The 26,859-nt window shown below is 69.4% G+C and carries 18 protein-coding genes; 7 read left to right on the forward strand and 11 right to left on the reverse strand.

The annotated features are described in order from the left end of the window. The first annotated feature begins 148 nt into the window (after nucleotides 1-148). The 4 genes from pta to BG418_RS22135 all read left to right on the forward strand — a co-directional run bounded on the left by pta (nucleotide 149) and on the right by BG418_RS22135 (nucleotide 6,457). Nucleotides 149-2,236: a phosphate acetyltransferase gene (pta, locus tag BG418_RS22120; protein ID WP_188275690.1), complete on the forward strand. Its 2,088-nt coding sequence runs from the start codon at nucleotides 149-151 to the stop codon at nucleotides 2,234-2,236. Further along, nucleotides 2,233-3,459 carry an acetate kinase gene (locus BG418_RS22125; protein ID WP_188275691.1) on the forward strand — a complete coding sequence of 409 codons (1,227 nt, stop codon included), beginning with the start codon at nucleotides 2,233-2,235 and terminating at the stop codon, nucleotides 3,457-3,459. The genes pta and BG418_RS22125 overlap by 4 nt, the downstream gene beginning before the upstream one ends. Before the next feature lie 106 nt (nucleotides 3,460-3,565). Next, the gene (gene pyk / locus BG418_RS22130) at nucleotides 3,566-4,996 is read left to right on the forward strand and encodes a pyruvate kinase (protein WP_188275692.1); all 1,431 of its coding nucleotides are present in this window, start codon (nucleotides 3,566-3,568) and stop codon (nucleotides 4,994-4,996) included. Between the two features lie 180 nt (nucleotides 4,997-5,176). Further along, the gene (locus BG418_RS22135) at nucleotides 5,177-6,457 is read left to right on the forward strand and encodes a D-alanyl-D-alanine carboxypeptidase family protein (protein ID WP_188275693.1); all 1,281 of its coding nucleotides are present in this window, start codon (nucleotides 5,177-5,179) and stop codon (nucleotides 6,455-6,457) included. Nucleotides 6,458-7,295: 838 nt separating this feature from the next. On the opposite strand, the gene BG418_RS22140 is transcribed toward BG418_RS22135, so the two are convergent. The 8 genes from BG418_RS22140 to BG418_RS22175 form a co-directional block, all read right to left on the reverse strand. Next, nucleotides 7,296-8,492 carry a helix-turn-helix domain-containing protein gene (locus BG418_RS22140; RefSeq protein ID WP_188275694.1) on the reverse strand — a complete coding sequence of 399 codons (1,197 nt, stop codon included), beginning with the start codon at nucleotides 8,490-8,492 and terminating at the stop codon, nucleotides 7,296-7,298. A gap of 277 nt (nucleotides 8,493-8,769) precedes the next feature. Then, on the reverse strand, nucleotides 8,770-9,414 hold the full coding sequence (locus tag BG418_RS22145; protein ID WP_223185239.1) for a hypothetical protein: 645 nt from the start codon (nucleotides 9,412-9,414) through the stop codon (nucleotides 8,770-8,772). Nucleotides 9,415-9,419: 5 nt separating this feature from the next. Then, nucleotides 9,420-13,913: a polymorphic toxin-type HINT domain-containing protein gene (locus tag BG418_RS22150; RefSeq protein ID WP_188275695.1), complete on the reverse strand. Its 4,494-nt coding sequence runs from the start codon at nucleotides 13,911-13,913 to the stop codon at nucleotides 9,420-9,422. Nucleotides 13,914-13,958: 45 nt separating this feature from the next. Next, a complete protein-coding gene (locus BG418_RS22155; RefSeq protein WP_223185240.1) occupies nucleotides 13,959-14,693 on the reverse strand; it encodes an FG-GAP-like repeat-containing protein in 735 nt (244 codons plus the stop codon). Between the two features lie 442 nt (nucleotides 14,694-15,135). Next, nucleotides 15,136-16,443: a hypothetical protein gene (locus tag BG418_RS22160; RefSeq protein ID WP_188275777.1), complete on the reverse strand. Its 1,308-nt coding sequence runs from the start codon at nucleotides 16,441-16,443 to the stop codon at nucleotides 15,136-15,138. After that, the gene (locus BG418_RS22165; protein ID WP_188275697.1) at nucleotides 16,433-16,975 is read right to left on the reverse strand and encodes a DUF6114 domain-containing protein; all 543 of its coding nucleotides are present in this window, start codon (nucleotides 16,973-16,975) and stop codon (nucleotides 16,433-16,435) included. The genes BG418_RS22160 and BG418_RS22165 overlap by 11 nt, the downstream gene beginning before the upstream one ends. Nucleotides 16,976-17,069: 94 nt before the next feature. After that, on the reverse strand, nucleotides 17,070-17,723 hold the full coding sequence (locus BG418_RS22170) for a DUF6230 family protein (RefSeq protein ID WP_188275698.1): 654 nt from the start codon (nucleotides 17,721-17,723) through the stop codon (nucleotides 17,070-17,072). 672 nt (nucleotides 17,724-18,395) lie between these two features. Continuing rightward, entirely contained in the window at nucleotides 18,396-19,367 is a 972-nt protein-coding gene (locus BG418_RS22175) for a tetratricopeptide repeat protein (RefSeq protein ID WP_188275699.1), read from the reverse strand. Nucleotides 19,368-19,695: 328 nt separating this feature from the next. On the opposite strand from BG418_RS22175, the gene BG418_RS22180 reads away from it, so the two are divergent. Next, nucleotides 19,696-20,322: a TetR/AcrR family transcriptional regulator gene (locus tag BG418_RS22180; RefSeq protein WP_188275700.1), complete on the forward strand. Its 627-nt coding sequence runs from the start codon at nucleotides 19,696-19,698 to the stop codon at nucleotides 20,320-20,322. Nucleotides 20,323-20,617: 295 nt separating this feature from the next. On the opposite strand, the gene BG418_RS22185 is transcribed toward BG418_RS22180, so the two are convergent. Together BG418_RS22185 and BG418_RS22190 are read right to left on the reverse strand one after the other, a co-directional pair. Next, a complete protein-coding gene (locus BG418_RS22185) occupies nucleotides 20,618-21,607 on the reverse strand; it encodes an SDR family NAD(P)-dependent oxidoreductase (protein ID WP_188275701.1) in 990 nt (329 codons plus the stop codon). Further along, nucleotides 21,604-22,761 carry a glycosyltransferase gene (locus tag BG418_RS22190; RefSeq protein WP_188275702.1) on the reverse strand — a complete coding sequence of 386 codons (1,158 nt, stop codon included), beginning with the start codon at nucleotides 22,759-22,761 and terminating at the stop codon, nucleotides 21,604-21,606. Before BG418_RS22190 ends, BG418_RS22185 begins: the two co-directional genes overlap by 4 nt. Nucleotides 22,762-22,839: 78 nt before the next feature. Here BG418_RS22190 and BG418_RS22195 point away from each other — a divergent pair, with 78 nt between their 5' ends. Together BG418_RS22195 and BG418_RS22200 are read left to right on the forward strand one after the other, a co-directional pair. Beyond that, complete coding sequence (locus tag BG418_RS22195) at nucleotides 22,840-23,580, forward strand: response regulator transcription factor (RefSeq protein WP_188275778.1); 741 nt, start codon at nucleotides 22,840-22,842, stop codon at nucleotides 23,578-23,580. Further along, nucleotides 23,577-24,953 carry a cell wall metabolism sensor histidine kinase WalK gene (locus BG418_RS22200; RefSeq protein ID WP_188275703.1) on the forward strand — a complete coding sequence of 459 codons (1,377 nt, stop codon included), beginning with the start codon at nucleotides 23,577-23,579 and terminating at the stop codon, nucleotides 24,951-24,953. The genes BG418_RS22195 and BG418_RS22200 overlap by 4 nt, the downstream gene beginning before the upstream one ends. A gap of 195 nt (nucleotides 24,954-25,148) precedes the next feature. On the opposite strand, the gene BG418_RS22205 is transcribed toward BG418_RS22200, so the two are convergent. Beyond that, nucleotides 25,149-26,849 carry a methylmalonyl-CoA mutase gene (locus BG418_RS22205; RefSeq protein WP_188275704.1) on the reverse strand — a complete coding sequence of 567 codons (1,701 nt, stop codon included), beginning with the start codon at nucleotides 26,847-26,849 and terminating at the stop codon, nucleotides 25,149-25,151. Nucleotides 26,850-26,859: the final 10 nt, after the last annotated feature.

The following is a 26,859-nucleotide window of genomic DNA, read 5'->3' on the forward strand; positions in this document are numbered from 1 at the left end:
CCGCACGGACCCCCGGCCCGGCGGGCGCCCTAACCACCCGCAGAGGTATTGTCAAGAGGGAAACCGTGCCTCATCTGCACTTTTTCTGCTGATGTAGCCGGTTCCATCCATGAGGCCAGGCGACGAAGAGAAGAACGGGAGAGCACGCGTGACGCGCAGCGTGTACGTGACCGGGATCGACCGGGGAGACGGCCGCCAGGTCATCGAGCTGGGAGTCATGGAGCTCCTGACCCGCCAGGTGGACCGGGTGGGCGTGTTCCGTCCGCTGGTGCACGACGGCCCCGACCGGCTGTTCGATCTGCTCCGCGCCCGCTACCGGCTGTCGCAGGACGCGGCGACCGTGTACGGGATGGACTACCACGAGGCGTCCGCGCTCCAGGCCGAGCGCGGCACCGACGAGCTGGTCTCCGAGCTCGTCGACCGCTTCCACAAGGTCGCCCGCGACTACGAGGTCGTCCTCGTCCTGGGCACCGACTTCGCCGACACCCAGCTCCCGGACGAGCTCGCGCTCAACGCCCGGCTCGCCAACGAGTTCGGCGCGTCCGTGATCCCGGTGGTCGGCGGCAAGGGCCAGACGGCCGAGTCGGTGCGGGCCGAGGCGCGCAACGCCCACCGCGCGTACGAGGTCCTGGGCTGCGATGTGCTGGCGATGGTGGTCAACCGGGTGAATCCGCAGGACCGCGACGCGATCGCCGAGCGGCTCTCGGCCCGTTTTCCGGTGCCCTGCTATGTGCTGCCCGACGAGGCCGCGCTGGCCGCGCCGACCGTCGCCCAGGTCACCTCGGCACTCGGCGGAACGGTTCTGCTCGGCGATGACGCGGGTCTCGCCCGTGACGCGCTCAACTTCGTCTTCGGCGGCGCGATGCTGCCGAACTTCCTGAACGCCCTGACCCCGGGCTGCCTCGTGGTGACCCCGGGCGACCGCGCCGACCTGGTCGTCGGCTCGCTGGCCGCGCACAGCGCCGGCACTCCCCCGATAGCGGGCGTGGTGCTCACCCTGGACGAGCGGCCCGGCGAGGCCATCCTCACGCTCGCCGACAAGCTCGCGCCCGGCACCCCGGTCGTCGCGGTGAGCGGCGGCTCCTTCCCCACCGCGCAGGAACTCTTCGCCCTTGAGGGCAAGTTGAACGCCGCGACCCCGCGCAAGGCGGAGACCGCGCTCGGCCTCTTCGAGCGCCACACCGACACCGCCGACCTCTTGGCCCGGATGTCGGTGGCCCGCAGCGGCCGCGTCACCCCGATGATGTTCGAGCACGACCTCCTGGAGACGGCCCGCGCCGACCGCCGCCGGGTCGTGCTGCCCGAGGGCTCCGAGGAGCGCGTGCTGCGCGCCGCCGACGTCCTGCTGCGCCGCAACGTCTGCGACCTCACCCTGCTCGGCGACGTCGAGGTCATCCGCAAGAAGGCCGCCGACCTGGGCATCGACGTCACCAAGTGCGAGCTCATCGACCCGCAGACGTCCGAACTGCGCCAGCGCTTCGCCGAGCGGTACGCCGAGCTACGTGCGCACAAGGGCGTGACGGTGGAGCTCGCGTACGACGTGGTCGCGGACGTGAACTACTTCGGCACGCTGATGGTCCAGGAGGGCCTGGCCGACGGCATGGTCTCCGGCTCGGTGCACTCCACCGCCGCCACCATCCGCCCCGCATTCGAGATCATCAAGACGAAGCCGGACGCCTCGATCGTCTCGTCCGTCTTCTTCATGTGCCTCGCCGACAAGGTCCTCGTGTACGGCGACTGCGCGGTCAACCCGGACCCGAACGCCGAGCAGCTGGCCGACATCGCGGTCCAGGCGGCCGCCACCGCGGCCCGCTTCGGCGTGGACCCGAGGATCGCGATGCTCTCGTACTCCACGGGCACCTCCGGCTCCGGCGCCGACGTCGACAAGGTGCGCGAGGCCACCAAGCTGGTCCGCGAGGCCCGCCCGGACCTGCGGATCGAGGGCCCGATCCAGTACGACGCGGCCGTCGAGCCGTCCGTGGCCGCGACCAAGCTTCCGGGTTCGGAGGTGGCCGGGCAGGCGACCGTACTGATCTTCCCGGACCTCAACACCGGCAACAACACCTACAAGGCCGTGCAGCGCTCGGCCGGCGCCGTGGCCGTGGGCCCGGTGCTCCAGGGTCTGCGCAAGCCGGTCAACGACCTCTCGCGCGGCGCCCTCGTCCAGGACATCGTCAACACCGTCGCCATCACGGCCATCCAGGCCCAGGCACAGGGGCAGGAGACCTCCGCATGACCACCGCCCACCCGACCCCGACGCCGTCGCGCGTCCTCGTGCTCAACTCGGGCTCGTCGTCGGTGAAGTACCAGTTGCTCGACATGAACGACTCGGCGCGCCTGGCCGCCGGTCTGGTCGAGCGGATCGGCGAGGCCACCTCGCGTCTGGTGCACAGCCCGCTGGCGGCCGGTGGCGACAAGCGCGAGGTGACCGGCCCGATCGCCGACCACGCGGCCGCCCTCAAGGCGGTCGCCGAGGAGCTCGCCGCCGACGGTCTCGGCCTCGACTCCCCCGAGCTCGCGGCCATCGGCCACCGCGTGGTGCACGGCGGTCTGAAGTTCACCGCGCCGACCGTGATCACCGACGAGGTCATGGCGGAGATCGAGCGCCTGGTCCCGGTCGCCCCGCTGCACAACCCGGCGAACATCACCGGCATCCGCACCGCGCAGACCCTGCGCCCGGACCTGCCGCAGGTCGCGGTCTTCGACACCGCGTTCCACACGACGATGCCGGAGAGCGCCGCGCGCTACGCGATCGACGTGGAGACCGCCGACGCCCACCGCATCCGCCGCTACGGCTTCCACGGCACCTCGCACGCGTACGTCTCGCGCGAGACCGCGAAGCTGCTGGGCAAGGACCCCTCCGAGGTCAACGTGATCGTCCTGCACCTGGGCAACGGCGCCTCGGCGTCGGCGGTCCGGGGCGGGCGCTGCGTGGACACCTCGATGGGTCTGACCCCGCTCGAAGGCCTGGTCATGGGCACCCGGTCCGGCGACATCGACCCGGCGGTGACCTTCCACCTCAAACGGGTCGCCGGGATGTCGGTGGACGAGATCGACACCCTGCTCAACAAGAAGAGCGGCCTGGTCGGGCTCTGCGGCGACAACGACATGCGGGAGATCCGGCGCCGTATCGACGAGGGCGACGAGCGGGCCGCGCTCGCCTTCGACATCTACATCCACCGGCTGAAGAAGTACATAGGCGCCTATTACGCGGTGCTCGGCAAGGTGGACGCGGTCGTCTTCACCGCGGGCGTGGGCGAGAACGCGGCGCCGGTGCGCGAGGCGGCCGTGGCGGGCCTGGAGGAGCTGGGCCTGGCGGTCGACGGCGAGCTCAACGCCGTACGGTCCGACACACCGCGGCTGATCTCGCCGGAATACGCGCGGGTGGCCGTCGCGGTGGTACCGACGGACGAGGAGCTGGAGATCGCGCGGCAGACGTATGCCCTGGTGAATTCCTGACCGGAATTCCGGTTGGTCCGGATGACACCTGAGCGTCATCCCGCCCATTTGTACATTCCACCAGACGGAATATTCCGCAGCGAAACAAACCGATAGGATCCGCCTTATGCGCCGTTCCAAAATCGTCTGCACACTGGGCCCCGCCGTCGACTCTCACGAGCAGCTCGTCGCTCTGATCGAGGCCGGCATGAGCGTGGCCCGTTTCAACTTCAGCCACGGCTCCCAGGCCGAGCACCAGACCCGCTACGACCGGGTCCGCAAGGCCGCCGAGGAGACCGGGCGGGCGGTGGGCGTGCTCGCCGACCTCCAGGGCCCGAAGATCCGGCTGGCGAAGTTCGCGGAAGGTCCGGTCGAGCTGGTCCGCGGTGATGAGTTCACGATCACCACCGAGGACGTCCCGGGCGACAAGTCGATCTGCGGCACCACCTACAAGGGCCTGCCGGGCGACGTCTCCAAGGGCGACCCGGTCCTGATCAACGACGGCAACGTCGAGCTCAAGGTCGTCTCGGTCGACGGCCCCCGGGTGAAGACCATCGTCATCGAGGGCGGTGTCATCTCCGACCACAAGGGCATCAACCTGCCCGGCGCGGCGGTGAACGTCCCGGCCCTGTCCGAGAAGGACAAGGACGACCTGCGCTTCGCGCTGCGGATGGGCTGCGACCTGGTGGCGCTGTCCTTCGTGCGCGACGCCGACGACGTCAAGGACGTCCACAAGGTCATGGACGAGGTCGGCCGCCGTGTGCCGGTCATCGCCAAGGTCGAGAAGCCGCAGGCCGTCGCCAACATGGAGGGCGTCGTCGCCGCCTTCGACGGTGTGATGGTGGCCCGTGGCGACCTCGCGGTGGAGTATCCGCTGGAGAAGGTCCCGATGGTGCAGAAGCGCCTCGTGGAGATGTGCCGCCGCAACGCCAAGCCGGTGATCGTCGCGACCCAGATGATGGAGTCGATGATCACCAACTCGCGCCCGACCCGCGCGGAGGCCTCCGACGTGGCCAACGCGATCCTGGACGGCGCGGACGCAGTCATGCTGTCCGCCGAGTCCTCGGTCGGCGCGTACCCGATCGAGACGGTCAAGACGATGTCCCGCATCGTCGAGGCCGCCGAGGAGGAGCTGCTCTCCAAGGGCCTGCAGCCCCTGGTCCCCGGCAAGAAGCCGCGCACGCAGGGCGGTTCGGTGGCCCGCGCGGCCTGCGAGATCGCGGACTTCCTGGACGGCAAGGCGCTGGTCGCCTTCACCAAGTCGGGCGACACGGCCCGCCGTCTGTCCCGCTACCGCACGGTCCAGCCGATCCTGGCCTTCACCACGGACGCCGGCACCCGCAACCAGCTGGCGCTGAGCTGGGGCGTCGAGTCGTTCGTCGTCCCGCACGTGGACAACACGGACGCGATGGTGGACCTGGTGGACGCGGAGCTGCTGAAGCTGAAGCGGTACACCGAGGGCGACACCATGATCATCACAGCGGGCTCGCCCCCCGGCGTCCCCGGCACCACGAACATGGTCCGGGTGCACCACCTGGGCGGCGGCCAGCAGGGCTGATTTCGTACGTACGGGTTCATACGTACGCGTACGTACGTATGTGAGGGCGGCACCACGGAGGGATTCCCGGGGTGTCGCCCTCGCCCATAGGGGCACATGGATGCAGCCGTTACGGTCCGTTGCGCAGTCGCGGAGAGCCCGCAACAGGATCTACACATTCCGTGGGGTACGTTCGCGTTCATGCGTGCCCCGATAACTGTGCAGTTCAGCCGCCCGCTGGCCACCGCGGCCCTCGCCGTGACGGCGGTGGTCTCCGGTGTCGCCCCCGCGGCCGCCCACACCGTCAGACCGGGCACGCCCGAAGCCGCCCACACCGCCAAGCCGGGCACGCCCGCGTCGGGGAAGTCGGCGCCGGGGAAGCCGACGCCCGGGGTGCCGCGCGCCGGGGCCCCCAAGGAGCCCCCGGCGAACATGTCGACGGTCGGCGGCGAGCAGCTGGGCCGCCCGGGCCCGCAGACGGGCGCGGGCGCCCCAGCACTTCCCACCGGTCTATCGGCCCTCTCCTGGATCGTCTCGGACGCGGATACGGGCCAGGTGTTGGCCGCCAGCAACGCGCACTGGCCACTGCCACCGGCCTCCACCCTCAAGATGCTCTTCGCGGACACGGTCCTGCCGGCGGTCCCGGCCACGGCCACCCACAAGGTGGAACCGGGCGAACTCACCGGCATGGGCGACGGCAGCAGCGCGGTCGGCATCGTCCCGGGCCAGACGTACCAGGGCGCGGACCTGTGGCGCGGCGTGTTCCTGCGCTCGGGCAACGACGCGGTGCACGTCCTCGCGTCGATGAACGGCGGCGTGGCGAAGACGGTCGCGGACATGCAGGCGAAGGCGGACGTGCTGGGCGCGAAGGACACCCACGTACGCAGCCCCGACGGCTACGACGCGGAGGGCCAGGTGTCGTCGGCGTACGACTTGTCGCTGTTCCTCCGCTCAGGCCTGGGCAACAAGGACTTCAAGGAATACTGCTCGACAGCGGACGCAAAATTCCCGGGCGGCCCGAACACCAAGGGCAAGCCGTTCGGGATCTCGAACACCAACCGCATGCTGTCCGGCATCGACGGGGTGGCCAAGTACCCCGGCCTGATCGGCGGCAAGAACGGCTACACCACCCACGCCGGCAACACCCTGTCCGAAGCCGCCACCCGCGACGGCCACACGGTCCTGGTGACGGTGATGAACCCCCAGGAGAACAAGCACGACAAGGTCTACACGGAAACCCGCGCGCTCCTGGACTGGGGCTTCAACGCGATCGCGGCGAAGTCCCCGTCAATCGGCACCCTGGACCCCGAGAAGCCGTCGTCGTCATCGAAGTCCCCCGGCACGGCAGCGGCCTCAACGGACTCGTCGAGCTCGATGGGCGCCCTGGGGTGGACAGGTGTGGGTGCGGCGGCGATTGTGGGGGTGGGAGCGGTGTATGTGGTGCTGAAGCGTCGGCCTGTGCGGGGGCGGCGGAGGGGGTAGGGGGTGGGTGCCTGAACTGCGCGCACCGATGGACGGCGCCTGGCATGCGGACGGGTCCGAAACCGTGCTCCGGCACGACTCCGGACCCCGACACAGACCGCCTGCCCGTCGCCTTGAGGACCGCGAAGCAGGCGCGCGGCCGTCTCTGACCCGACCGGCGTCATCTGTCACTGGCCGTCGGCACGGCGCCTGCCACGATCCGCAACGCCCTCGGGGATCCCGGGACGCACCGGGGACACCGGCACAGTGGCCACTCGCTGGTCAACAGCGGCACGAGCGGACCCGTGAGGGAGACCACCCGCAGTGGCCCCCATGTCCGGCCGCTGTCCCGCGAGACCCGCAGGGTCAGCCCGACAGACGGCGTCTGCTCAAGCGGGCTCACAGCAGCGTGCCTCTCCGGTCCCAAGCAGCACCGGAGTACTCATGGAAGTGATGCCCGTCGTGGCGGTCTTCGAGGGTGCAGTTGCGGGCCGGATTGCCGGGCGTCTCCTCCCAGCACAGCCCCCGAGGCTTAGCATCCTTCTCCACGGGCCCGTACCCCACTGCGCTCACCGGCCCACGCGCACGCGCGGCAGAGGCAGCGTCAGCGAGTCCATGCGTTCCGGCACGATCGGCGGCCCGGCAGCCGTCCGGTGACGGCCCGGCACGGGACGCAACGACCTCAACAACAGTTCGAAGGTACGGGCGATACAGTGCGGCATGTCGACGCTCCCATCGGCGTTGGCCATGCCCCCGGACCGGTTGCACGGTCGCGGGGGTGCTGACTGGACGTCAGCCTGTCGCCCTGCAACGCCGTGCAGTTGCACCGAACCGTGCAACTCCTCGCGCCCTGGATCTGCTAGATCCCGACCCACTCCGCAAACCGCGCCAACGAACTGCTGCGCGCCCGCTCTCGCCGCTTGAGGGCCAGCACGCTTTCCCGCACGGTGGGGTGATAGCGCGTCTGCTGCGGTGCGATGCGCCGGGCGCGTTGCAGACAGTCAAGGGCCTGCTCCGGGTGGCCTGCCCAGGCATGTGCCCGGCCGAGGTCCATCCAGTGGTGACCGGCCCGGGAGCGGGTCCAGCCACTCGGAATCCGTACGTCCTCGGCCAGTTCGACGGCGCGCCCGAAGTCGTCCATCTCCGAGGCGATGGCCACAGCGTGGACTCCGACGTTCGTGGGCCCCCACGTCACGCCGAAGTCGGGCAGCTCGCCCGTGGTCCGGGCAAGAGCGCGGGCTTCGGCAAGCCGGGCGTCCGCGTGCTCCCGGTCCTTCATCCGTCCCGCGAGCACCGCGGCCCGCAGGTGCATCACGCCCCGCATGGCCTCAAGGCCGCCGGGGCGGCGCGCGTCCTGGCCTTCGAGATCCCGCAACCCTCGGTCGATGACCCGCATCCCCACGTCGTACCGCCCGGACGACATCGTCGTCTGCGCTCGCAGGTAGGCATGCATGGCGGCGAGACCGGGCTCATCGGCGCGCGGCGCAGTCCACGCCAGCCGGTCCAGCGCGACGGTGGCGAGGTCGACATAACCGAAGTTCCACGCCACGGTGAACACGCACCGGAACGTCCCCGCCAGGCACTCGTACGCCAGCCGCTGATCGTCACCGGCGGTGGTGTGCACCGCGTGCACCGACTCGTCGATCAACGCCGGCAGATCGCGCACCATATCCGTGTACTGCGCCTGACGCCGGTGCGTGAGCGCCTGCTGGACATCGGCCCGGATCAATGCGGCCGGACGCGGCGCGCTCTCCCAGTCGAGAGCGACATCCCAGTTCTCCAGGCCCTCCCGGATGGGCTGGATCAACGCGTCCATACGGTCGCGGCGCAGCTCTTCGGCATAAGGCTGGCCCAGCAGATCGGACGTCGAGACCCCCAGCGCGCGGGCACAGGCGGAGACGAGCGCCGGAGAGGCCGGCTTCTGCCCGCACTCGGCCTTCGACAACAGCGACTTGGAGACATTGGCACGCATCGCCAACCCCTGCTGCGTCAGACCCCTCTGTTTACGGATCCGGGCGATCCGCGCACCGGTGTGCTCCTCGACGCTCTGCGGCACGACGAACTCCGTTCTGCGGCAACACTCCGACGGTACCCCCAGCGCCAATTAGAACGACCGTGGCCCGCACCGATATCGGTGCGGGCCACGGCCTAACTGCGGCTCCCGGATGGGTCTTTGTGTGGGCGTCTGAAGCTGCCCCAGTGCCTGGGCCCGGGCATCCAGCTGATCAGAGTGCCCATCCGTGATCGGTAGCCCGGGGTGGAGTGAGCATGAAGCACACCCGAGGGTGGCACGCACGTGATCACGTGCGTGCCACCCTCGGAGCTGTGTGCTGTTACTCCATGCCAGGCCCCACATACAAGTCGCCGTCGTCGACAACAAACTCGTTGTAGCCGAACGTCTCACCGAGTTCGTGGTAACGGTCGTGCTGCGTTTCACCAATCGGAACTCGGTACGCCTTCATCACCCGGAGGAAGAGCCGGAAGCCCAGATCCGGATCGACCTGCGTGACGACCTGCTCCAGCGTCGGCACCACGTCCCGGATACCGTCGCGGATGGTGGCTGCTTCCAACGCCGCCCTCACGGACCGGATCTCGGACAGCACGTCTTCTCCGAGCCCGTTCGGGACTGGCCCGGGTTGGCCGGGCTCGAAGGCAGGATCGTCCTGACGGATCCGTTCCACGCAGACCCGCGCGACCTCGCGGAGCCAGTCTCTGCCGCCGGTTTCCCAGCGATCCGGAGCATAGCTCCGCCCTGTCGCCGCACACCACAGCATGTCGATCGCCTCGGTGGAAAGCGGGGACTCCAGCAACCTGAGGACGTCTTCCAGGAGCGTCGGGGCGTAGCTGCCGTCGCCCCAGTCCGCAGCGGCAGCGACAAGGTCGCGCTCCGACATCTCCATGCTCAATGGCCCGTGGAACCACTTGGTGAGCCCGCTGAGCCCGAAGTCGATCCAGATTTCCTGCCTGCCGTTCATCATGACCTCTACCGAAGCGGATAGGACGTGTAGACGATATAACCGGGCTTGTGTTTGGACCGCTTCAGAGTGATGGTCAGGGAGTTCCCAGCCGGGTAGCTCTCCTCGGTGTGACTCCAAACGGTCCCGAGCGAGGCGGGATCGTCCAGCGTGACCCTAAAGGAGAAGAGGTCTAGTGGATTCTCCGAATCTGCCCTAGTTTTTCTCATCCAGTTGTCCAGCTTCTTCTGGTTTGCGCCGTTTTGCTTCGGCGAGCCACCTGTAAGCCACTTCTTGAATCCCTCATCCACCGACCGCTGGGCGGTGTCAAGGTCCGCCCAGACCCCCGTCTCACCGGGAGATCTAGGGTTTTTCAGCAGCTCATCTTTGGCTTTCTGTATCGCACGCTGCGCAGTGGTTTTGACGTGATCCAGGATTGTGTGTGCACCCCGGTCACCTTCGTGAAGCGTGAGATTCAGACAGTTATGGACAAGAACATCCTGGGTTTTTGCGCCTTCGGTACTTACGTAGAAGGTGTGGAACGCATCGACGGTCAGGTCATAAACCGTCTCCGGAGCAATACTGGAGCGGTCATTGAGGGCACTAACCATGCGAACGGTACTCTCAGGGCCTCGCAGTCGGTCTCCAACATGCACATCGGATGCGAACGTCCAGCCGCGATCCCAGACGTACACGCGATGGCCTGCGGTACTGGTGAGATTGCCACCATCAGCGAAGGCGATATCCACCAACCGCTCGGTGTCGTGCTTGAACGTGGAACTCACCCGCTCCGCCCGGCTTTCGCCGGTATCCGGATCGGTCGAGAGGACCGTATCGCCTGAGCGAAGTGAGCTGATGGGCCGGTGAGATCCATCTGCCATCAGCACCCGAGTGTGTTCGGGAAAGCTGTTGCGAGTGCACACCGTGAGTGCATCCTCGACGACGAGGACTTCACGCTCGATGGCAGCCATCACTTCGGCGTCGAGCCCCAGGACTTTGAGCGCCTTGTAGGCATCCCCGATACCGAGCCCGGTGTGGAGGGAGGCATCAAGGGCCCGGAAGAGATCGACGGCCTCAGCAATCTTGGCCGGCGGTACGAACCAGCTGGCGGACCAAGCACAACCGCTGATGCTGCCCTTGGCGCATTCGACGAAGTCGTGCGTGAGCCCTTCCCACAGTGCTGCCAGGACCGCCTTGTCGACGATCTTCGTGATGTCCCAGTTGCTGAAGTGCTTCGTGACCTCGGCCGTCCGCTCGGTGGTGTTGCGACCGAGCCAGACGATGGCGTCCGCCGGGCACGTGGCCGCCGAGACATCGGCGCCCGCGTCCGGGGCGTTGCACAGGTAGAAGTCGATCGTGAGCTTGAAGTGCATCCGGAACTTCACGTCACAACCGCTGTTGCCCATGCCCAGAACGCAGTCGTTCAGGGGCTTGGGGTCCTCCAGCGGAGTGACTTCCTGCTTGGTGAACATGCCGGCGACGGCGGTGGCACCGCCGGTGTCGATGGTCCGGCGGGACTCCTGGTTCTCCGCCCGGGTCGCCGCGTCCTGGGCGTCCTTGGCGTCCTGCTGGGCACGAGTGGCCGCCTGCTCCGCCGTGGTGGCGTCGGTCTCCGCCTTGTCGGCGACACCACGTGCGGTGGACGCGTCGCTCTCGGCGTCAGAGGCAGCCTTGCGAGCCGAGCTCGCGCTCTGCTCGGCGGCGTCCGCCGAACTCCGGGCGTCGCTCGCGTAACCGCTCGCCTCGGTGGAAGCCGAGAGGGCAGCCGCCGCGTCGGCCGTCGCCTGGCGGTCGTACTCGATGGTGTTCGCCTCGGCCTTCTTCGCGGCCTTCGCCGCGTCCGCCGCTTCCTTGGCCGATGCCTGCGCCTTGGCCAGCGAGAGCAGGGCCTGAGCTGCGGAATCGGCAGCCTGAGCGGCAGCGGTGACCGCGGCCTTGGCGTCGGCGTCGGCCTGTGCGGCGAGCTTGGCGGCGTCGGCCGCCGCCTTCGCGGCCTGGTCGGCCTTGGCCTTGGCGACCGCCTGCTGCTGCTCGGCTGCCGTCTTGGCGGCCTGACCAGTCAGCACAGCGAGGCCGGCCGAGGAGTCGGTCTCCTTGTACGGCGAGCCCAGCTCGATGGCGTCGTTGGCCGGTTGGACCACCTGTGCCGCCGAGTCACGGGCCGCGAGCGAGGCCTGTGCGGTGGCATAGGCGAAGCCCGCTGCCTGGATCGAGGTCCCGCCCGCCGCGTTGGCCTCCGTGCGGGCGATGGCGGCATCGGCCTTGGCCTCGGCTGCCCTGGCCTGAGCCGTGTCGGCGAGCGCCTTGGCCGCCCGGACGTTCTGTGCGGCCGCCTCGGATGCCTCGATCGCGTCGGCGGCAGCTGCGTGCGCCTTCGTCACCGCCGCGTGTGTGACAGCCACGTCCCGCTGCGCGGCGTCGGACGCCGCCTTGGAACGCGCCGCAGCAGCTTCCGCCTTCGTCGCCGCCTCACGGGCATTGGCCGCCGCGCTGGTGGCATCATCCGCCGCCGCACGCGCGTTGGTCGCTGCCGTGGTCGCCTCATTGGCAGCCGTACGGGCCCGGGTCGCCGCATCGCGCGAGGCTTGGGCCGCGTCGGTGCTGTCGTCGGCGTCGGCCTTCGCCTCAAGGGCGTCGGCCTTCGCTGACAGGACATCCCGATTGCTTTCGGCTTCCGCAGCATTGTTGCGTGCCGTGGCCGCCTTCCCCTCGGCCGCCACCGCCGCGTCCTTCTTGTCGGCTGCCGTCTTGCCCGCCGCCTGTGCCTCGCTCAACTTCGACGCGGCAATGTCCCGTTGACCTTGCGCCTGCTTGTCGGCGGCAGCGGCCTTGGCCTGCTCGGTGGCCGCGATCTCCTTCTGTGCCTTGGCGTTGTCGCGCTCGGTCTCGGCGGTGGCCCGCTTGGCCTTGGCATCGGCTGCGGCGTCCTTGGCCGTCTTCTCGGCAGCCTCCGCCTTGGCCTGGGCGGCCTTGGCCTTGGTCGCGTTCTCGGCGGCCTTGGTGGCCTGAAGAGCGGCACCGTCGGCAGCGGCCTTGGCCTGGGATGCCGCCTCCTCTGCCGCCTTCCTCCTGAACTCCGCCTTGGACGCGTGTGCCTGCGTCATGGCCAGGGCATTCAGTGTCTTGCCGTCCGCAACCGACGCACGGGTCGCGTTCATCGCGGTCTCCGTGGCCTTGGAGGCGGCCAGGGCTGCGGCTGCCGACGCCTTGGTGATCTGGGCGGCCTGCTGCGCGTACATCAGGCCCCGGCCACGCGGTAGCCCGGCGGCGTCGGCGACGGCGTAGGCGGCCTGCTGGGCCGCATCCACCTTGGCTGCTTGGGTCTTTGCGTCCAAGGCTGCCCGTGAGGCGACGAACACCCGGCCGGTTGCGCGGGCCTGGGCGTTGCCGATACGTCTTTTGACCTCGGCGAATTGGTCCGCCTTGGGGTAGTCGTGATTCGTGTTCGGATCCTGCCCGGTCCAATAAGCCTGCCAGTACGTCAGTCGACTCGCGATCCTCGACTGAGCAATGGCCTCACCCATCGCCTGCGCGGCCACCTGAAGATTCTTATTGGCCTTGGCCTCGGCGTCGAGGATGTCGTCGCTCTGGCCCTTCTGGCCGGATATCTCCGCCTGCCATTCGGTGGACGCGATGGTCAGCTCAGGACCGAGAACCTTGTGCGGGTCGGGCGGGTTCGTGCTGGTGCAGGAGGCAAAGCGCGCCTTGAGGTTTTCGACGTCGATCCGGAACTCCAGCGAGCCCGGGTCAGGCGCAGTGGTAGGGAATCCGCCGTTCTGCAGGAAGATGCGGATGTCGTCCGCGTGATACTTGGGATTGATTGTCGAATCCGACATCTTCCCTTCCCAAGCAGCCCGATCGTCATAGTTGTCCGAGGACTCGGGGTAGTATCGCGCCTTGGCGATCTGAGTTGCCGCCTCGACAGATTCCTTGCTCGCCAGTGCAGCAGGATCCGAGTAGAAGTCTGACTGGTTCGCCCAGAACTGCGCTGCGAGCCAGCCACCATAACCGGTCTCGCTGAAGACAGTATCCAGGCGATCGGTCGGGTAGTTCGGCGTCCAGTCATTCCAGTTGAAGCTCACCTCCTTCGACCAGGCGGTGTAGCGGCTATCTGCATCGAGCAAATTGCCGTTGACCTCAGCCATTTTGACATCGGACCACTTCTGGTCCTTGTCGAACGCCAAGCTGAGCGGGGTGTGGTCCCAGAAGTTCGGGGCCGCAGCGGCATGCAACTCGGCATCGGTGCCGTGGAGGCCGGCCCGCGCCACCGCCTTCATCTCGGCGCCGCCCTTGCGCAGGACGAAGCCGAGCCTGCACTGGTCCTCACGGACCTGTGCCGCCGCGTTGAGATCGAATTGGTCAGGTGCGTCCGAGCTCGCTGCGGCCGAGTGGATGGCCGGGAGGGGTTGCACTCCACTGCCGGAGACAGTGACAGCCACCGAAGTGGCCAAGGCCGTGGCGGCTGCCAGTTTCGACCATTTGCCGAGGCGTCGGCGTCTGGTCCAGGGTGCGTTGATACGCATGTGGAATCAGCCTTCTGCTGGGTGGGGATAGGGGGAACGCCGCGCTCAGAAGAGGGTGTTGAAGCCTTCCCAACCACCGGTGCCGATCTGCACCCGGGGAGCAAAGGGGGCACTCGGGTTGCCAGTGCCCTTGAACAGCCACAGCGCTCCGGCCTTGTCGCTGGCGATCAAGTCGGCTTTGCCGTCACCGTCGTTGTCGCCGGTGGATGCCAGCAGGACGTACTGGTCCCAGCCCTTGCCCACAGTGATGCGGCTCCCCAGAGCCGAGTCCGCCACCGCGTTGCCCGTGCCCGGGTAGATGTAGAGCGTGCCGTCGGTGCCGCGTGCTATGAGGTCGGCTTTGCCGTCACCGGTGTAGTCGCCCCGGCCGACCAGACGGTCCATTCCGTTCCAGCCACCACTCCCGATCCTGATCCTTGCCTCCAACTGCCCGTCGGCACGACCTTGGTAGAGCCAAAGCTGTCCGGCGGCGTCCCGCCCGATCAGATCGGGCTCGGCGGTACCACCCATGTTCCCCACCGAGACCAGGAGATTGAACATGTCCCAGCCGCCACCGATGAGCTTGGTGTCGTTGCCGCGCTCGGCGGTGTAGTAGAGGTTGCCGTTCATCCGGTAGTAGAGGTCATTGCCCGTACCGTTGGCCGACACATTCGCCTGCACGATGGCCGTCATGTCGCCGAACCCACCGCCCATGTCCACCCCGGCATTGACGCCGCCGTTGCCCGACGGCTCATAGTCGACGAGATGGCCATTGGTCTTCCGCCCGAACAGCGGGAACATTTGCGGGGTTTGAGCTGGGGGATCGGCCGCGTTGGGCTTCTGGGCCGCTGTCTCGGCCGTCCGGCCCCCGATGGCTGGAAGGGTCGATCTCGCTACCAACACCGCAACAACGGCTATAGCGAAAGCCGTCGCGTACACCACCGCCCGGCGGACCGAGCGACTGACTGAACTCAGCATGAAGAAAGGGCTCCTCACAGGGGTCACGAGCGCAGACATGCACGTGGGCACGCCAAATAGCTCGTTGCCTCCCCCATGAATGCCCCCGCGCCGGGTCCACGACCGCAGCACCCGTCACTCTAGTGAAGGTTGCGAATTTCTGTGAAGGTTATTTGAGCCACCTGTGAAGGTAGTGATGAAAATGAGACGACCGTGGCCCGCACCGAGATCGGTGCGGGCCACGGCCTAACTGCGGCTCCCGGATGGGTCTTTGAATGGTGGACGGCTACTCGGGGTTGCCGTCCGTGATGTAGTTCTGGAGGCCCGGGACCGTCAGGGTGCCGCCGAACTGGCCGGCCTGGTGGACCGTCGCGTTGGTGAAGAAGACGTACGGGATGTTCAGCGGGGGCGGGGTCTGCGGGCTGAACGTGATCGGGATGAGGCCGAAGAGGTTGCCCTTCAGCTCCTCCGTGTACATCGTCACGGTGCCGTTGCGGATCGTCGACTCGGAGCCCGCGCGCGCCTTGACGTGGGCGGTCGTCGGCTTGCCGTTGAGCTCCGGGCCGTACACCAGCTGGTGCAGGTTGTCGATGTCCACCGACTTCGCCGTGAACTTGAGGACCTTCTTGACCTTGCCGCCGCCCGTCTTGACCTCGACGATGCCCTCGTAGTTCAGGCCGCTCAGGGTCAGCTTCGACGTCTTGAGGATCCACGGCTGGTCCGGCAGCAGCGGGACCTCCGACGCGAGCTTCGCGTTGGCGAGCGCCTTCGGGTCGGCCGTCGGACACGGGAAGGGCTGCTTGGCGCCGTCGGGGACGTTGGTGTCCTTCTTGACGTCCAGGCCCTTCGCACCGGGCGCCAGGTCCTCGACCTTCTGGCCCGCCTGGTTGGCCGCGTCACGGATCGCCTGCGCCGCCTGGTCGGTGGCGGTCGTCACGGGCGACTTGGTGGTGGGCTTCTTGGTGGGCGTGCTCGGCGTCGACGCCTTGGTGGACGGCGTGGTCGTCGGAGCCGTGGACGTAGACGGCTTCGGGGTCACCGGCGTCGACGACTGGCTCGGGTGTACGCCCAGGATGTCGCCCAGTACGTCCCCCAGCCCCAACGGGTCCAGCGGGTTGGTGGACTTGGTCGGCGTCGGGTCCGAGGTCGGCTTGGTGGCGGGCGCCTGCGAGGTGGCGGGCTTCGGCTGCGTCTGGGACTGCGTCTTCGCCGCCGACGGGCTCTCGGTGGGAGTCGGCTCGGCGGGCTTCTTGTCCGCCGTCCCGGACGGAGAAGGCGTCGGCGTGCTCGACTTGCTCGACGACGGGCTCGGCGACTTCGACGGGCTCGCCGACGCGCTCGGCTGGTCGGAGCGGGTCACACACGGGCCGGGCGCGAACGGGATGTCCGTCTTGTCGTCGGCCATCGCGAGCTTGGGCGTGAGGCTCATCCCGACGAACATGGCCGTCGGCATGGCGGCCAGCGCCATCGCCTTGCCCGCGGGCATGTGCAGCTTCGTGAAGAGCGACTTCCTCGGGGCCGCATGGCGCGGCCCGCCTCTCTCACGGGAGTTGTCGCCTCCGGTCGAGTTCAGCTGCGTCTCGTCACCCCGCACTGTTCCTCCCGCCATTGGCGTCGACTGTCGTTTCGGTGACGGCCGTTCCGGACTCCTCCTCGCGCGGGCCGGGGACGGTCTGACCGTCCGGCTCATCGTCCGAGGGGTCGGCGGCCTTGGCGTGCCGGTCACGCCGCTTCGGCTTCGCCGGCACCCACGACAGCGCGAGGGCGCCGCCGAACAGGGCGAGCAGGAAGCCCATCAGGAAGCCGCCGATGTTGGCGACGGGCAGGGAGATCAGCGCGAGCAGGATCGCGGCCACGCCGGCAAACACCCGCACGGGCCGGTGGTACCACATCGTCAGGCCGAGCGTGATGAGCAGTACGCCGATGATCAGCGAACCCGCGCCCGCCGTCGTCGACATGGCCAGCGTGATGTTCCCGAGGTGGATATTGGCGTACGGGAAGTACGCGATGGGCACCCCGCCCGCCATGGTGAACAGGCCCGCCCAGAACGGACGGCTGCCCCGCCAGGCCCGGAAACGAAGCCGCCAGTAGGTGAAACCGCGGGAACCGGTGGTCTCGGCGCTCATGGAAAACAGCTCCCTGGTACCGCTGTTGCTGTGAGAAAGATGGTGATACCGGTGGCCGCGGGCGGCGTCCGCCCCCGGCCACCGGAGAGTCCGCCTAGTGGGACAACTGGCACTCGTTGGCGCCGGTGGACAGGCGGATCTTGAGGCCGCTCAGCTTGAAGCTGCCCGCTGTGGTCGCCCACGCACGCTGCTCGACCCGCTTCAGGGTCGCGTGATCGGCGCGCTGCGCGAAACCGTAAGGGTTCGACTTGGGCGTCGCGTTGCCCTGCATCTTCGTCTTGCCGTTGGTCGTACCCTCGCCGGCCGCGACACCGATGTCGATGTTCTTGAACTCGGCGTCGGTGTCGAGCTGGGACACATCGAGGTAGATGTTGTCCGCCTTCACCGGCTCGCTGCCGCCGCCCGCGTTGATCGTCATCGTGATGTTGCCGAAGAACGGAACCTTCGGCGTCACGACGGACTGGCACATGTTGTAGATCTCGGCGTGGCTGAAGCCCGACACCACGACAGGGTGCGCGGCCTTGTTGCCGTCGAGGTCCGTGCCGGTGGCGATCGACCCGTACTGAAGGAGGTCGTCACCTTCCAACCGGTCCGCCGTCACCTTGAAGTCAACGCCGGAAACACTGAACGACGCCGCGAGGGCACCCTGGGCGAGCCCGATGCCTATCGCCGCCGTGGCGGCCACGCTCGGCACCATGACCAGAGCGAACCGCTTCCATCTGGTCCCGCCACGTACTTGGGACTCCATGACTTTCCTCCTTCTCGGACGTACATCTCCGGGACGGACCCTCGCAGGCTGTCCAGGGATGGGAGAAGTGCTACGTCCTCGGGAAGGAGAGCGCCCGAGTCTTCAGGCGCTTACCGCGTCCGAATCACCGGCGATCACCCCCGAGCGACAACCACTGGTCGCGCCTGACGCATCACGCACAACCTGCTGGACAGGCTCCGCCGTACGGCAGAGACCCCCCTGTCCACGGTCGGCGTCACTGGCCGCCGGCCGACTCGGTGGGGACCCAGGAAACGCGCAGCGCCGAGTGGCTGTCGGGCTGGTGCGTTATTGGACCGAGCGTGGCCGATCGTTGTCCATTCGGAGGAGGGGCGCAAGGGGGTTCGTTACTTGCCAGTAACGGAGGGATAACCGTGGCGCGACAGCCCGGCATCGCGTGGCCACACTTCGTGCCCCCAAGTCACCGGACAGAAGCGGAAATAGACGTCTCAATGCGGACGTAAGAAGCAGTTCAATTTACTGCGAGTAACAGCGACCGCGTTTACCAAGTTTTGGTAAAACGCGGTCGCCGGATGTCTCCGTGTCGCCAAATCGTCAGCGGCGTACCGCCGGTTCACGAGTGTCACGCGGGCCGGGCACGTGCGGCGCACATGTGCCGCTCGGCCGATCCACGACCAGCTCAGGACAGGGACGTCAGAACAGCACCCGCGCCAGCGCGCCCCGCGCCGCCGTCACCCGCGGGTCCTCCGCGCCGACGACCTCGAACAGTTCGAGAAGGCGCAGGCGCACCGCGTTGCGGTCCTCGCCCGCCGTGACGCGGACCGTCTCGACGAGTCGGCCGAACGCGTCCTCGACATGGCCGCCCACCAGATCCAGATCCGCCGCGGCGATCTGCGCGGTGACGTCGGTGGGCTTCTCCGCCGCGTCCTTGCGGACCTGCGGCACGTCCATCCCCTGGACGCGGCGCAGCAGTTCGGCCTGGGCGAGGCCGAGCTTGGCCTCGGGATGGCCGGGGTCGTCGGCCAGTACGTTCTTGTACGCCTGGACGGCGCCGGCCAGATCGCCGGAGTCGAGGGCCGTCACGGCCGCTTCGAGCAGGGCGTCGTACGGGCCCGCCGGGACCGGGGCGTCGGCGACGTCGGTCGCGGACGCGTCGGCGTCGACCGCGATACCGGTGAGGCCGAAGCGCTCCTCCGCGACCTGGATCAGCTGGTCCAGGGTCTCGCGGATCTGCTGCTCCGGGGCCGCGCCCTGGAAGAGCGGCAGCGCCTGTCCCGCGACCACCGCGAAGACGGCCGGGATCCCCTGGATCCCGAACTGCTGCATCAGCATCTGGTTGGCGTCGACATCGATCTTGGCGAGGAGGAAACGGCCGTTGTACTCGACGGCGAGGCGTTCGAGGAGCGGGCCGAGCTGCTTGCACGGCTCGCACCACTCGGCCCAGAAGTCGATGACGACCGGCACCTCGGCGGAGCGCTGGAGGATGTCGCGCTCGAATCCGGCCTCGTCGACATCGATCACGAGGGCCGACGGGGGTACCGCCGCGCTCCCGCCCTGCCGGGCGGCCTCGGCGCGCGCCTGCTCCGCCTTGACCTTGGCCTCACCGGCCGCCTTCACCGCGGCGAGGTCGACGACGCCGCTCATGGACATGTTCCTAGGCTGCATGCGTACATCCTCCCCCTTCCGCGCACGGCTGTGGTGAATCCGGTGGCAGGATCCGGGCCCATCCATGGCCCCCCGCCGGTTTGCGAGGCACACGGACGAGCTCGGTCCGGCTCGGCACCCGGTCCCCACCCGGTGCCTGGCGGCGTCCGGTCCCCACCGGACGCCTCATGTGGTTGTCGCTCAATGACCGCTCAAAGTCTTTCGCTACGAGCCGTAGCGTAACTGGAGCGGGTCGACTCCGTCCTCTCGTACGCCGTGATCTGCCCCACAGCGGGCCCTGTGGCGGAGCCCCTGGCGCATTCCCTACCGGCCGGTATGGTCGTGCGTCATGTGTTCCCAATCCAGCCCCGGCAGAACCGCGCGCCCCGGTCGCCCCCGCAGCACCGAGGCCGACGCGGCGATCCTGCTGGCGACCCGGCAGGCGCTGGTCGAGCTGGGCTGGTCCAAGCTGACGATGGGGGACGTGGCGACCCGCGCGGGCGTCGCCAAGACGACGCTGTACCGGCGCTGGGCGGGCAAGAACGAGCTGGTCGTGGACGCGGTCGCGGTCCTCTTCGACGAGCTGGAACTGCCCGACCTCGGCAGCCTCGCGGCGGACGTGGAGGGCGTGGTGCTCCAGTTCGCCTCGATCCTGGAACGGCCCGAGACGAAGACCGCGCTGATGGCGGTGGTCGCCGAGTCCACCCGCGACGACGCCCTGCGCGGCCGTATCCGCTCCGCGATCGTCGACCGCCAGAAACGGCTCGTACTGATCGGCCGCGAGCGGGCGCAGGTGCGGGGCGAACTCCCTTACGAGGACGACCCCGCCACCTCCGCGCGCCACGCCGACCTCATCTTCGACGTGGTCGCGGGCGCGGTGGTCCACCGCGCTCTGGTCAGCGCGGAGCCGGTCGACGCGGAGTGGGCCCGCGACTTCACCCTCCTGGTGTGCACGGGGTTGACGGCGACGGCCTAGGCGGCCCGCGGGCATGTAGTTCGCCTGCGGGCCGTAGTGGGTTGCTCGCGCAGTTCCCCGCGCCCCCTTTGGCCCCCACCCCGCCCCTTCCCGAAAGCCCTTGGCGGGCAGCCGGGTTCGTCGGCTGCGAGCCGTCTGTGGCTGATCGCGCAGTTCCCCGCGCCCCTAAATACCTAGGGGCGCGGGGAACTGCGCGACAAGCCCCCACCGGTCCGCAGCCGAACAGATCCCCCGGAGGCCACGCGGCGGAGCCGCAAATGTCACAGCGGGAAGGGGCGGGGAGGGGCCTCCAAACTCACACCGCATACCGCCCCGGCGCGAACACCCCCAAGTTCCCCTCCACCCACTCCGACGTCCGCTTCAGCCCCTCCTCCAGGGACACCTCCGGCTCCCAACCCGCCCACTCCCGCGCCCGAGTGTTGTCCGAAAGCAGACGTTCCACCTCGCTGCCCGAGGGCCGCAGACGCGCCGGGTCGACCACGACACGCGCGTCGCGCCCCGACGCCGCGATCAGCGCAGACGCCAGGTCGCCGATCGAAATCTCGCGGCCGGTGCCGAGGTTCACCACCTCCCCCAGCGCCCGGTCGCACGACGCCACCGCCAGGAACCCCCGCGCGGTGTCCGTGACGTACGTGAAGTCGCGCGTCGGCGAAAGTGAGCCGAGGCGGATCTCCCGTGCGCCCGCGTGCAGTTGGGCCAGGATCGTCGGGATCACGGCCCGCGCCGACTGCCGCGGCCCGTACGTGTTGAACGGCCGCACCACCGTCACCGGCAGCTCGAACGCGTGCCAGTGCGACAGCGCCATCATGTCCGCGCCGATCTTCGAGGCGGAGTAGGGGGATTGGGGCTGGAGCGGGTGGTCCTCGCCGATCGGGGCGGTCAGCGCGGTCCCGTACACCTCGCTCGTGGAGGTGTGCACAAGACGCCGCACCGCATGCCGGCGGCACGCCTCCGCGATGTTCTCGGTGCCGACCACGTTCGTCTGCACGTACGCACCCGGCGAGTCGTAGCTGTACGGAATGCCGATCAGGGCGGCGAGGTGGAAGACCGTGTCGCAGCCCGCGACCGCGTCCGAGACCCGGCCCGCGTCGCGTACGTCGCCCGCGATCATCTCGACCGCCGGGTGGTCGAGCAGATGCGCGAGGTGGCCCTTCTCCGCGTACGGCTTGTAGTGCACCAACGCCCGCACCCGCGCGCCCTGTTCGACCAGCAGGTCGACGAGCGTCGAGCCGATGAACCCCTCGGCCCCGGTGACCAGGACCGTCCGGTTGTTCCAGTTGCTCATGCTGCGTGCTCCTTCTTGTACGAGAGGGTGTACGGGGTGGTGCGTGCCGCGAGTTCGATGACCTTCGCCGCGAGCAGTTCCGCCGCCCGGGCGTGCGTGCCGGGGTCGGCCGCGCCGCTCATCGCGGCGAGCCGGGCCGGGTCGGCGAGCAGCGGCTCGACGAGCGCGGCGAGGCGTTCGGGCGTGGTCTCGGCGTCCGGCAGCAGCAGCCCGGCGCCCGCGTCGGAGAGCACGCGCGCGTTGTGCGTCTGGTGGTCGCCGGGCGCGTGCGGATACGGGACGAGCACCGATGGCACGCCCGTGGTGGCGAGTTCCGCGACGGTCGCCGAACCTGCGCGGCAGACCACCAGATCGGCCGCCGCGTACGCCAGGTCCATCCGGTCGAGATACGGCACGGCCCGCGCGCCCCACAGCCCGGTGAGCCGCCGCCGGGTCTCGTCGAGGGCGGCGGGCCCGGTCTTGATGATCAGGTGGACGTCGTCACGGCCGTGCCAGCGCTGGGCCAGCCCGACGGCCGCCTCGGTGAGCCGGGCCGCGCCCAGGCTGCCGCCGTTGACGAGTACGAGACGCGCGCCGGGCGGGACGTCGAGGGCGCGGCGGGCCTCGGCGCGCATCGTGGGCCGGTCCATCCGGGCCAGCGCTGCCGAGATCGGCATCCCGGTGGTGATGGCGTCCGCGCCGCCGGTCAGATGCGCCCGGCTGCGGTCGAAGGCGACCGCGATGTTCCGGGTGAGCCGGGCCGCGAACTGGTTGGCCCGCCCCGGCACCGCGTTGGACTCATGGATGAGGCTGGGCAGTCCGGCGAGTCTGGCGCCGACGATGACGGGCGCGCTGGGATAGCCGCCCATCCCGACGGCGACGTGCGCGCCCTGCGCCCGCAGGATCGCGCGGCACTGCGCGCCCGACTTCAGCAGCGCTGCGGGGAGCAGATACCGCCGGGCGCCGAGCGCCGGGTCGAAGGGGATCATGTCGACGGTGTGCAGCCGGTGTCCGGCGCCGGGGATCAGCTCGGTCTCCAGGCCCCGGTCCGTACCGACGAAGGAGATCACCGCGTCCGGGACGGCCCGGCGCAGCGCCTCGGCGAGCGCGAGCCCGGGATAGATGTGGCCGCCGGTGCCGCCCGCACCGATCACGACGGAGAGTGGTGTGCGCATGGCCGAAACGTTCGCGGGGTGGCTTAAGAGGCTTCTAAGAGCGCCCTTTGGCACTCTTTGCCCATGAGCAGCAGCCCCATGAGCAGCGGTCCCGCAGGCAGCGGCCCCCAGAACGGCGGCCCCGCCCCCGCCCGGCCCCCCGTCCGTATCCTCGTCGTCGACGACGAGCCGGAGGTGCGGGCCGCCGTCGAGGACGGGCTCGCGGTCGAGGGGTACGAGGTGCGGGGCGCCGCCGACGGCCTCGCGGCGCTCTCCGAGATCGGCTCCTGGCAGCCGGACGCGGTCGTCCTCGATGTGATGATGCCGGTTCTGGACGGGCTGGCCGTCTGCCGTCAGCTGCGGGCGATGGGCGACCGCACTCCCGTCCTCGTCCTGACCGCGCTCGACTCGGTGAGCGAGCGCGTCGACGGCCTGGAGGCGGGCGCGGACGACTACCTCGTCAAGCCCTTCGCGCTCGACGAACTGGTCGCGCGCGTACGGGCGTTGCTGCGCCGGGCCGCGCCCGACCAGCCCGAGCCGGAGCAGCTGTCGTTCGCGGATCTGGTGGTCGACCCGGCGACCCGCACCGGCCACCGCGCCGGGCGCCCGCTGGAGTTCAGCCGCACCGAGTTCGCCCTGCTGGAACTGCTGATGCGCCACCCGGGCCAGGTCCTGCCGCGCGAGATGATCCTGGAGATCGTCTGGGGCCGCGACTTCGGCCCGGACTCCAACTCCCTCGCGGTGTACGTGGGTTATCTGCGCCGCAAACTGGAGGCGGGCGGCGAGCCGCGCCTGGTCCACACCGTCCACGGCGTCGGCTACCGGCTGGACACCCCGTGAGCGCGCGGCGCAGGCTCGGCGCCCGCTGGCGGCGCCATCGCCCGCTGCGCACGCGTCTGGCGGTTGCTGCCTCGGCGGCGGTGGCACTGGTCGCGCTCGGCGTCTGCGCGGCCGCGTTCTTCGTGATCCGTTACGAGCTGTTCCATCAACTCGATCTGAACCTCACCCAGTCCGCGACCCTGGCCGCCCAGCAGAACCGGGGCGAGGCACCCGGCGTGCTCAACGGCGAGTGCCGCTTCCTCTCCGCCCCGGCCTGCGCCCAGATCGTCCCGGCCGACCGGGCGAAGGACCCCGCGCGGCCGTATCTGCTGCCGGTCCCGCCGCAGGCCCGCGAGGTCGCGGCCGGGCAGCGCCGCCCGTACTTCACCAACATCACCCTCTCCGGCCACCCCGCGCGCATGCTCACCACCGGCCTGCCGCGCGGCGAGGCGTTGCAGGTCGCCCTGCGCGCCGACACGGTGGAGCAGGGCGTACGGCAGGCGGCGCAGCTGCTCACCGGGGTCGGGGCCACCGGGGTGCTGCTCGCGGCCGGGCTCGGCTACTGGGTCTCGCGCACCGGCCTCGCCCCGGTCGCCCGGCTCACCGCGACCGCCGAGCACATCGCGGCGACGCGGGACCCGAGCCATCGCATCGAGCTGCCGCCGGGACCGGCCCGCAAGGAGGACGAGGTGACCCGGCTCGCCGCGTCCTTCAACACGATGCTGGGCGAGCTGGAGCAGTCGGTGACGGCCCAGCGCCGGCTCGTCGCGGACGCGTCCCACGAGCTGCGTACGCCGCTCACCGCGCTGCGTACGAACGCCGAACTCCTCGCGCGGGCCGATCGTCTGACGGATGCTCAGCGCACTCGGGCGTCGTCTGCGCTCGGGCGTCAGATCCGGGAGGTGACCGTGATGGTGAACGACCTGATCGACCTTGCGCGGGACGAGGAACCGACCCCGCTCCTGGAGCAGGTCCGGCTCGCGCCTCTGGTCGCGCACACCGTGGACACGGCGCGTGCGCACTGGCCCGCGACGCCGTTCCGGCTCGATCTGACGGATGCGGCCGCCACTGTTCCCGGGGTTCCGGCCCGGCTCGCCCGGTTGCTGTCCAACCTGCTGGACAACGCGGCGAAGTTCAGCCCGGCGGGCGCGCCTGTCGAAGTGGTCCTGTCTGACCGGGAGTTGGCGGTACGGGACCATGGGCCCGGCATCGCCGAGGAGGATCTGCCGTACGTCTTCGACCGCTTCTATCGGGCCGACCGGGCGCGTGCGTTGCCCGGGTCGGGCCTGGGGCTGGCCATGGCCCGTCAGATCGCCCGGGCGCATGGGGCGGAGCTGACCGCCGGGAACGCGCCGGGCGGGGGTGCGGAGTTTCGCGTGACGTGGCCGTCGTAGCCCTGCGGGCCGGTTGCCGCCTGCGGCGGGCGATTCCCCACCCCGCCCCTTCCCGAAAGCCCTGGGCGGGCGGCCGGGGTCTTCGGCTGCGAGCCGGTGGGGGCTGAGCGCGCAGTTCCCCGCGCCCCTTAATGGGCCCGAAGGGCCCTCCTAGGGGCGCGGGGAACTGCGCGCTCAGCCACAGTCAACCCGCGCCTAGAACCCCGCCGGCTCCGTATACACGCCCCACTCGTCGCGCAGCACCCCGCAGATCTCGCCCAGAGTCGCCTCCGCGCGCACCGCGTCGAGCATCGGCGCGATCATGTTCGAGCCGTCGCGCGCGGCGGCCAGCATCGAGTCGAGCGCAGAACGAACCGCCGCCTCGTTCCGGCCCGCCTTGCGGTCGCCCAGGACGCGGACCTGCTCGCGCTCCACCTCGTGGCTGACCCGCAGGATCTCCAGGTCACCGGTGACAGACCCGTGGTGGACGTTGACGCCCACGACCCGCTTGTCGCCCTTCTCCAGGGACCGCTGGTACTGGAACGCCGACTCCGCGATCTCCCCGGTGAACCAGCCGTCCTCGATCCCGCGCAGGATGCCCGAGGTGATCGGGCCGATGGGGTGCTGCCCGTCGGGGTGCGCCCGGGTGCCCCGCTCCTTGATCTGGTCGAAGATCTTCTCCGCGTCCGCCTCGATGCGGTCGGTGAGCTGCTCCACGTACCAGGCGCCGCCCAGCGGGTCGGCCACATTGGCCACACCCGTCTCCTCCATGATCACCTGCTGCGTCCGCAGGGCGATCTCGGCCGCCTGCTCGCTCGGCAGGGCCAGGGTCTCGTCCAGGGCGTTGGTGTGCAGCGAGTTCGTGCCGCCGAGGATGGCGGACAGCGCCTCCACCGCCGTACGGACGACGTTGTTGTACGGCTGCTGCGCGGTCAGCGAGACACCGGCGGTCTGGGTGTGGAAGCGCAGCCACTGCGCCTTGTCGGACTTCGCCCCGTACACCTCCTTCATCCACCGCGCCCAGATCCGGCGCGCGGCCCGGAACTTGGCGATCTCCTCGAAGAAGTCGAGGTGGGCGTCGAAGAAGAAGGAGAGGCCGGGAGCGAAGACATCGACATCGAGCCCACGGCTGAGTCCCAGCTCCACGTAGCCGAAACCGTCCGCCAGCGTGTACGCCAGCTCCTGCGCGGCCGTCGCGCCCGCCTCGCGGATGTGGTACCCGGAGACCGAGAGCGGCTTGTACGCGGGGATGCCCTGCGCGCAGTGCTCCATCAGGTCGCCGATGAGGCGCAGATGCGGCTCGGGCTGGAAGAGCCACTCCTTCTGCGCGATGTACTCCTTGAAGATGTCCGTCTGGAGCGTGCCGTTGAGGATCGCCGGGTCGACGCCCTGGCGCTCGGCGGCAACCAGGTACATGCAGAAGACCGGGACGGCCGGGCCGCTGATCGTCATGGACGTGGTGACGTCACCGAGCGGGATGTCCTTGAACAGGACCTCCATGTCGGCGGCCGAGTCGATGGCGACACCGCAGTGCCCGACCTCGCCCAGCGAGCGCGGGTCGTCGGAGTCGCGGCCCATCAGGGTCGGCATGTCGAAGGCGACCGAGAGACCGCCGCCGCCCGCCGCGAGGATCATCTTGTAGCGCTCGTTGGTCTGCTCGGCGTTGCCGAACCCGGCGAACTGCCGGATCGTCCACGTACGCCCCCGGTAGCCGGTGGCGTGCAGCCCGCGCGTGTACGGGTACTCGCCGGGCCACCCGATCCGCTCGAAGCCCTCGTAGGTGTCGCCGGGGCGAGGGCCGTAGACCGGCTCGACCTCGTCCCCGGAGAGCGTGGTGAAGTCCGCGTCCCGCTTGCGGGCCTTGTCGTAACGGGCCTGCCAGCGACGGCGGCCTTCCTCGATGGCGTCAGCGTCCATACCCCGAATT

Source organism: Streptomyces sp. CBMA152 (genome assembly GCF_014596475.1).
Classification (GTDB): Bacteria; Actinomycetota; Actinomycetes; order Streptomycetales; family Streptomycetaceae; genus Streptomyces.